Source organism: Pedobacter suwonensis (assembly GCF_900111825.1).
In the GTDB taxonomy this organism is placed as follows: Bacteria; Bacteroidota; Bacteroidia; order Sphingobacteriales; family Sphingobacteriaceae; genus Pedobacter; species Pedobacter suwonensis.
Window position 1 is genome coordinate 154587 of the sequence record NZ_FOJM01000018.1, and the last position, 8166, is coordinate 162752.

Here is an 8166-nt window from a genome sequence, read left to right on the forward strand (position 1 = left end):
CTGCTGATATTTCTTTTTTTACTTTTAGATCACCTGAAACCCATATGCATATGGATCATCTTCGGGATCTATTTTGATGGTATTGTAGCCGTAAACTTTTGCCCAGCCTTCTACACTTGGTATAATGGCCTGGATTCCATTCAGGTCAACAACTTCTTCTACTTTTCCGATAAATTTACTTCCAATAAAACTCTCATGGATAAAATCCTCTCCCTGTTTTAGCTTTCCTTTGGCAAACCACTGTGCCAAACGGGCAGAAGTACCGGTTCCGCATGGCGAACGATCAATGGCTTTATCACCATAAAAAACAGCATTTCTGGCTGTTGATGTAGGATCAATAGTTTTTCCCGTCCATAATATATGGCTACAGCCGTTTATTGTAGGATCGTGAGGATGAACAAAGCTGTAGAGTTCATTGATGCGTTTTCTGATGATCTGGCTCCAGCTAATCAACTGCGAAGCACTGTAATTTTCTAATCCCGGAAAATTCTCCTGCGGATCGACGATGGCATAGAAATTTCCTCCGTAAGCTACATCAAAAGTAAGCGTACCCAAATCCGGACATTCAACCTGAAGATTTTCTGCAGCGAGATAAGAAGCTACATTTTTCAGCTTAACAGACTTTACTTTTTTTCCTTCCTGCTTGTACTCGATCAATACCAATCCTGCTGGCGCTTCCATTCTGATCTGCCCTGGTATTTTCGGTTGGATGAGCCCTTCTTCAATAGCAATGGTAATGGTACCGATAGTACCATGCCCACACATTGGCAGACAGCCACTGGTCTCGATAAAAAGTACCGCTACATCATTAGCCGGATCATGAGGTGGATATAAAATACTACCCGACATCATATCATGCCCGCGTGGTTCGAACATCAGGCCTTTCCTGATCCAGTCAAATTCTTGTAGAAAATGCTGGCGCTTTTCGCTCATGTTCGAGCCGGTAAGCTGAGGCCCTCCACCTGCCACTAACCTAACCGGATTTCCACAGGTATGTGCATCTACACAAAAAAAGGTTTTACTCATGAGATTTCGTTAATTGTTGATTGACCGTTCTGAAAATACCCAGCGGGTTGCCATCTTTCAATTCATCCGGCAACAATTCCTGCTCCCAATCCTGATAAGCCAAAGGCCTGACGAAACGATTGATAGCGGTAGAGCCTACAGAAGTAAAACGACTATCGTTGGTTGCGGGGAATGGACCACCATGTTGCATGGCCGCACAAACTTCTACACCTGTAGGCACACCATTCAGTATAATTCTTCCGGTTTTATCAGTTAACTTGTTTACCAAAGCCTGGTAATCTCTAAGCTCCTGTTTTTCGGCCATTAAGGTAACGGTAAGCTGACCTTCTAACACTTCAACGGCCTGCTCCAGTTCAGCATGATCCCGGGCAACAACCAACAGAGAATATGGCCCGAAAATTTCTTCGCGTAGTTTTGGATTTTTAATAAAATCGGCAGCACTTACCTGAGCTATTTTCGCTTCTGATTGATTTTGAAGTTCCATATTTTTCACCGTTGATGCCGATAAAAGCACAACACCATCTTCATTTACAACCTCAGCAGAAAGTTTGCCATAATTATGGGCAATACCTTCGGTAAGCATGGTTGCCGATGGAACGGTTGAAATGGCCTCTTTTAAAGCAGTCTTAAAGTTTTCGAGTGCAGGTGATTGTACGGCTAACAATAACCCGGGATTGGTACAAAACTGACCTGCTCCCAAGGTAATGGATGCAGCATATTTTTTAGCCAGTTCTTCTGCTTGGTTTTCTATGGCTAACGGAAGAAAAATTACCGGGTTAATACTGCCCATTTCTGCAAAAACCGGAATTGGTTGTTCGCGTTGTTGAGCAAGATTAATTAAGGCCATACCGCCTTTAAACGAACCGGTAAACGTTACGGCTTTGGTTAAGGGATGTTGAACCAGCCCAGCACCAACAGCGTAACCATCATCATATAACAAAGAGAAAACACCTTTAGGCATTCCCGTTTTTTCTGCTGCTTTAATAATGGCACCACCTACCAAAGCACTGGTTCCATAATGTGCGGGATGCGCTTTAACCACCACCGGACAGCCAGAGGCTAGTGCCGATGCGGTATCGCCGCCTGCAACAGAAAAAGCAAGCGGAAAGTTGCTTGCACCAAAAACCACCACTGGTCCGATTGGAATGAGCATTCGCCTGATATCTGGTCTTGGTAAAGGCTGTCTGTCAGGTAATGCCGTATCAATAATGGCATCAACCCAAGAGCCTTCTGCAACCAAACTGGCAAATAACCTTAATTGACCCGTAGTTCTGCCCAACTCACCCTGTAAACGGGCTAAAGGCAAACCACTTTCTGCTGAAGCCCTGTTTACCAGTTCTTCACCAAGATTGGCAATTTCATCTGCAATGGCATTTAAAAATGCGGCTTTAAGATCTTTGTTTAAGTTTCTGTAGCTTTGAAAAGCAGCTGTTGCTGCTGTTAAGGCATCATCAACCAGTTTCTCGTTAGCTTTGAAAAATTCGCCATCAAGCGTTAATCCCGTTGCGGGATTAACAGCTTTAAGGCTTTTTTCATTAACTTCAATATAAGTACCGGCTACAATATTTTTTCCGTTCATATTTGGTTTTTAAACTATTTGCCCCAACTACCTGCAGGTAATTCCGGACGAATAGCTAATGCATCATTAATAATTTTCAATACTTTCTCTCTTTCTGCGCCACTTAATGGTAAACGCGGTGCACGAACCGCCTCAGTTCCCAATCCGGTTGCCACCTCTGCTAATTTAATGTATTGTACCAATTTTGCATGAATATCCAACTCAAGCACAGGTAAAAACCAACGGTAAATTTTTAATGCTTCGGCAATGCGATTTTCTTTAACCAACCTGAAAATAGCAACGGTTTCTCTAGGGAAAGCATCAACCAAACCTGCAACCCATCCATGTGCACCCATTACAATACTTTCCATTGCTAATGGATCTACTCCGGTAAAGATTTTAAAACGGTCGCCAAAACGGTTGATCAATCTGGTTACGTTTGATACATCTCTTGTTGATTCTTTGATGGCCTGGATGTTGTCGTATTTGGTTAAAACCTCGAACATGTCCAAAGTTACTTCGATTTTATAATCAACAGGATTGTTATAAATCATGATCGGCAGACTGGTGCTTTCTGCAACAGCACCAAAAAAGGCTAACGTTTCATCCGGAGCAGCATTATAGCGCATTGGCGGCAACAACATTAAACCTTGCGCACCAAGTGATTCTGCTTTTTTAGCTACTTCGATTGCTTTTTTTGTAGTTGATTCTGCAATATTCAATAAAACCGGAACGCGACCATTTACCACTGTTAAGGTATGTGATAACAAACCAAACTTTTCTTCATCCGTTAGTACACTGGCTTCGCCTAGCGATCCACCTAATATAATTCCTTCAGCACCTGCTTCTAATTGCGCTTCGATATTTAAATCGAACGCAGGAAAATCTAACTCATCATTTGCTGTAAATTTAGTGGTTACAGCCGGGAAAACCCCAGTCCATTTGATACTCATTTTAATGTTATGTTTTAATAAATATTTTCAAAATTCATCTCGCCAATTCCCAAAAAGCCAGGATCCATCGGCAAATATTAGCTCATCATTGATCCACAATCAATGCGTCTAACTGATGTTCAAAGTTAGGAAATCACCAGGCAGCAATATTGTTAGATTTTAACCGATAATGGTCGTAAATGCGCCACTTCAACCAGATAAATCTGGTATTGGAAAGCAAAATTCATTAATAAAAAGAACGAGAGATGAATAAAAAAGTTATCCTATTACGGAACACCTCCTCTAAATCAGCTGAATAGAAAAACACCTGTTGCCTATTCTATCCGAAGATATTTATTTTGTATTTTTCACCTGAAGGTAATACATAAATTCAATACCCGATGTTGTAAAAAGTGCATCCTGCCCTTTAGCCAGCGCAACCTGCTGCCAGTTTTGCGAAGGTATAATTTTTAATGTTGTAACGCCTTCTTTTTTCAGACTTAAAGGCAGGTTGAAACCCTTAACACAATTGCTATACCGGTAAAACGCCTTGCCATCTTTAAGGTAATATTCGAATACCGGAATCTGCACCGTACGAAGATACTGATCAAAAACTTTTGAAAAATTATAACCCGCTTTTTTAGAAATATAATTTTCAATCTGCGCAGTAGTTACCGTTTGATGATAAAAAGTTTGGTTTAGTCCGCGCAATATAGATCTAAAAAGCTGATCATTATTTAAACTATGCCTGATGGAATGCAGCATATTGCCTCCTTTTGGATACATATCGCCGCTGCCTTGTGCATTTACGCCATAAGGCGGAATAATGGGGCTATCATTTCTGATACCTTTTCTAATACCGAAATTATACTCGTTTCCAGCGTTAGTGCCAAAGGTATAATCTACAAAAAGTGTTTCGCTGTAGTTGGTGAAACTTTCATGCACCCACATATCGGCCAGGTCATTAGTGGTAATGTTGTTGCCAAACCATTCGTGCCCACTTTCATGAATGATGATGAAATCCCACTTTAAACCCCAACCATTACCAGACATATCTTTACCTCTATAGCCAAATTTATAACCGTTGCCGTAAGAAACGGCAGATTGATGTTCCATACCCGTATGCGAAGCATCGATCAACTGATAACCATCTTCATAAAAAGGATAAGGCCCGAACCAATACTCCATGCTTTTCATCATTTTATGTACCTGATCAGGCATGTAGGTTTTCGCTTTGGGGTAATTATAATCCAGTACCCAATAGTTCACATCAAGTGCGCCCTTTTCTCCGGCATATTTCTCCTTAAAATTTACGTATTTGCCAATGTAAGGAATAATGCAATAATTGCTGATCGGATTTTTAACGTTGTACTGATAGGTAGCGGTACCATCGTGATTATCTTTCTTAAATACCAGGCGGCCATTACCCACCACGATCAACGTATCCGGAACGGTCATGGTTAAAGAAGCACCTAAATCCGGTTCGTCGCTTTGATGATCTTTATTCGGATACCACACAGAAGCACCTAAGCCCTGGCAGGCCACTGTCATCCACGGCCGCGAAAGCGAGTCGGTAGTAAAAATAAAACCACCATCCCAGGGTGCTCTTTTGGCCTGATGTACCTTTCCATGGTAAAAAATATGGACATTATTCAAAGCAGATAACTTTTGTGCAGGTACATGTACATACCACACACTGCCTACATGTTCGAATTTTAACTTTGAACCGCCATTATATAAAACGCTGTCAATAATTAGGGGTTCCTGCAAATCGATCTGAATGCGGGTGTTGCCATTATTTTGATGCACTACTTTATAAACGATCTTATTTGAACCCATGATGCTTTTATCATTGTAATCTGGCTTAACAGCCAGTTCGTAACGCTGTACATCCCACCAGGTCCGTTCGGCATTCAGGCTGCCCCTTAGGGTGTCGGCCAAAGTATAAACTTTTGTTGGTGACTGCGCAAATAGCAGGGTACTCAACGTTAAGAAAACTAGGTTTAAGGAGATTATTTTTTTCATATTTTTTTGCTGGTTATCATGTTGCAATAGCGTATGCTTAATTTGAAAAGCACTTTCAGCTTTTCATCGGTTACGACAGCCCTGCTATCCCTCCTGCTCCGATGAAGAATCGGGAGCATCCGTTCTATCAGGTTTATTTAACCCGGGTTTGTGCTAAACACCCAGTTTCTATCCCGTGCATCAGCCTTGTTTTTAGCCCTGACAGGAGCGGGCATTCCGATCCATCATCGGAATAAAGCGGATGGCAGGAACCTCCTTTAAAAAAAAACGAATGACCCTGCGCTCCAAAACAAAACTGCTGTTATCTTAATACATTTTCTTATTATCAGCGCATAAATATCAGTTTGAAAAGCAATTGCGGTTTTTCATTGGTTCCACCAGTCCTGCTATCCCTCCTGCTCCGATGAAACCTGTGCAACAAGCAAGCATACCGTAAAGCAACCAAAGCAAGTTACTTAAATCGAAAGCATCCATTCTATCAGGTTTATTTAACCTGGATCTGTTGCTAAACACTCCGTTTCTATCCCGTGCATCAGCCTGTGTTTTTAGCCCTGACAGGAGCGGGCATTCCGATCCTTCATCGGAATAAAGCGGATGGCAGGAACCTCCTTTGAAAAAAAACGAATGACCCTGCGCTCCAAAACAAAAAAACCTTTATTCCAAAGAGCCGCCCATCCTAATAGGCTTCGCTTCTAACCGATTCTATTTCTTCAGTAGTTATGGCCAAATATTTCCCCAGCATACGGCTTCCATTTTCTGTAATCAGAAAATCATCTTCAACCCTGATGCCGGTAAAGTTTCTAAATTGCTCTAATTTATCGTAGTTAATAAATTCGGCAAACTGATTAGCGGCTTTCCAACGATCGATCAGTTCCGGAATAATATACACACCTGGTTCTACCGTTAACACATATCCTTTTTCCAGCGCTTTGCCCAACCTTAACGATTTTAAGCCAAACTGGGTAGTATTTTTGGTCAGCTCGTCTGTATAGCCCACATACTGCTCACCCAAATCTTCCATATCATGTACATCTAAGCCCATCATATGTCCGGTTCCACATTGGAAGAACATGGCATGCGCACCGGCCTGTACCGCATCTTCTATATTACCCTTCATCAGGCCAATATCCTTTAAACCCTGCGCCAGCATTTTGCAAGAAGCCAAATGTACATCTAAATACCTCACGCCCGGGGCCAGCATATTTTTGCCATGCGTATAAGCATTCAATACAATATCATAAACATCTTTTTGCTCAGCGGTAAATTTCTTACCTACAGGAAAAGTACGTGTAAGATCGCCAGCATAACCTAAAGCGGTTTCTACACCTGAATCGTTTAATACCAGTTGTCCTTCCCTGAGCTGATTGCCATGGTAATGGTTATGCAAAATCTCTCCGCGAACGGTTAAAATAACAGGATAGGCCAGATTGCCACCCGAAGCTAATGCAGCACCTTGAATTTTAGCGGCAAGTTCACGTTCATACATACCAGGTTTAGCCTGCTGCATCACCATTAAATGAATATCGGCAGATATTGCCGCAGCACGATCCAATTCTTCAACTTCTTCAACAGATTTAACAGACCGTTGTGCTACTACCGCCTTAATAAAACCAATTGAAGCTTTTTCTTTAAGTTGATCAATAGACAGGTTGAGCCAGCTGGCCAATTTAATTTTATTCTCAGATCGGTAAGGTGGTAAGAAATGAATCTCACGTTTTTTATCTAAGTATTGTTTAAGGTAAGTGTTTAGCTGTGCATAGGGCAATACTTTGGTTAGGCCAGCATCCAGGCTTTTTTCTTCAAGTGTTTTCTGCCTGCCCATCCATACAATATCATCAATACCCATCTCGTCACCGAAAAGAATCGTCTCCTCTTCATCCAGGTCAATAATGGCGCCTAAGGATGGATCGTTGATACCAAAATAATATAAAAAGGTACTATCCTGCCTAAAATGATAGGTATTGTCCTTATAATTCATCGGGCTATCTTCATTACCCAAAAAGAGTAATATTCCCGAATTTATTTTTGATTTTAATGCTGCTCTTCTTTCGAGGTAAACTTTCTTTTCAAACATATTTTTTCAGTTAAGCAAATATCCCAAAAGCTAATTTTATTCAATAACAATTAATTGCAATGGCTAAAATATGGGATGTATCTGCAAATTATAAGCTATTAATCCGCCATAAAAGTCACAATAAATTTCATTTTGACGAAATAGAAATGAAGAATCAGCTAAAAATTAAGCCGTACACTGCTGTCATGCTTGTTATTTAAATAATTTATATATAAATAATTGTAATTTACAAAATTGACATATTTCATTTAAAGTATTACTTATTATGTTAACAATTTTTTATTAGCAGATCGTGTTGAAAAAGGTATTATAATAATTTTATCAATTTGATTATCAATTTATATAATGAACTGTATTAAATCTATTTATAATATAGAAACTTCAAACTGCTCATTATCTTATTCAAATAAATCATAATTAGATTTTCTTATTATCTAATCATTATCTCCATTTTGCTCAATTCTATCCGTAGTGTTAAGCGCAGCGTCACTACGGATTGATGAATGGTGTTGAGTTTTAAACTCAATAGCGAAAGAACAAGTCGGAGACTC

The 8166-nt window shown here is 40.4% G+C and carries 5 protein-coding genes; all 5 read right to left on the reverse strand.

Going from position 1 to position 8166, the window contains the following annotated elements; all coding sequences use genetic code 11:
* Positions 1–24: 24 nt before the first annotated feature.
* On the reverse strand, positions 25–1026 hold the full coding sequence (locus BM107_RS21005; protein WP_090987000.1) for a 4-hydroxyproline epimerase: 1002 nt from the start codon (positions 1024–1026) through the stop codon (positions 25–27).
* On the reverse strand, positions 1019–2605 hold the full coding sequence (locus BM107_RS21010; protein WP_090987001.1) for an aldehyde dehydrogenase (NADP(+)): 1587 nt from the start codon (positions 2603–2605) through the stop codon (positions 1019–1021). Before BM107_RS21010 ends, BM107_RS21005 begins: the two co-directional genes overlap by 8 nt.
* Positions 2606–2619: 14 nt before the next feature.
* Positions 2620–3537 (reverse strand): dihydrodipicolinate synthase family protein, encoded by a 918-nt coding sequence (locus tag BM107_RS21015; RefSeq protein ID WP_090987002.1) that lies wholly within the window; start codon positions 3535–3537, stop codon positions 2620–2622.
* 333 nt (positions 3538–3870) lie between these two features.
* Positions 3871–5541: a M1 family metallopeptidase gene (locus BM107_RS21020; protein WP_090987016.1), complete on the reverse strand. Its 1671-nt coding sequence runs from the start codon at positions 5539–5541 to the stop codon at positions 3871–3873.
* Positions 5542–6217: 676 nt separating this feature from the next.
* Positions 6218–7615: an aminopeptidase P family protein gene (locus BM107_RS21025; protein ID WP_090987003.1), complete on the reverse strand. Its 1398-nt coding sequence runs from the start codon at positions 7613–7615 to the stop codon at positions 6218–6220.
* Positions 7616–8166 lie beyond the last annotated feature (551 nt).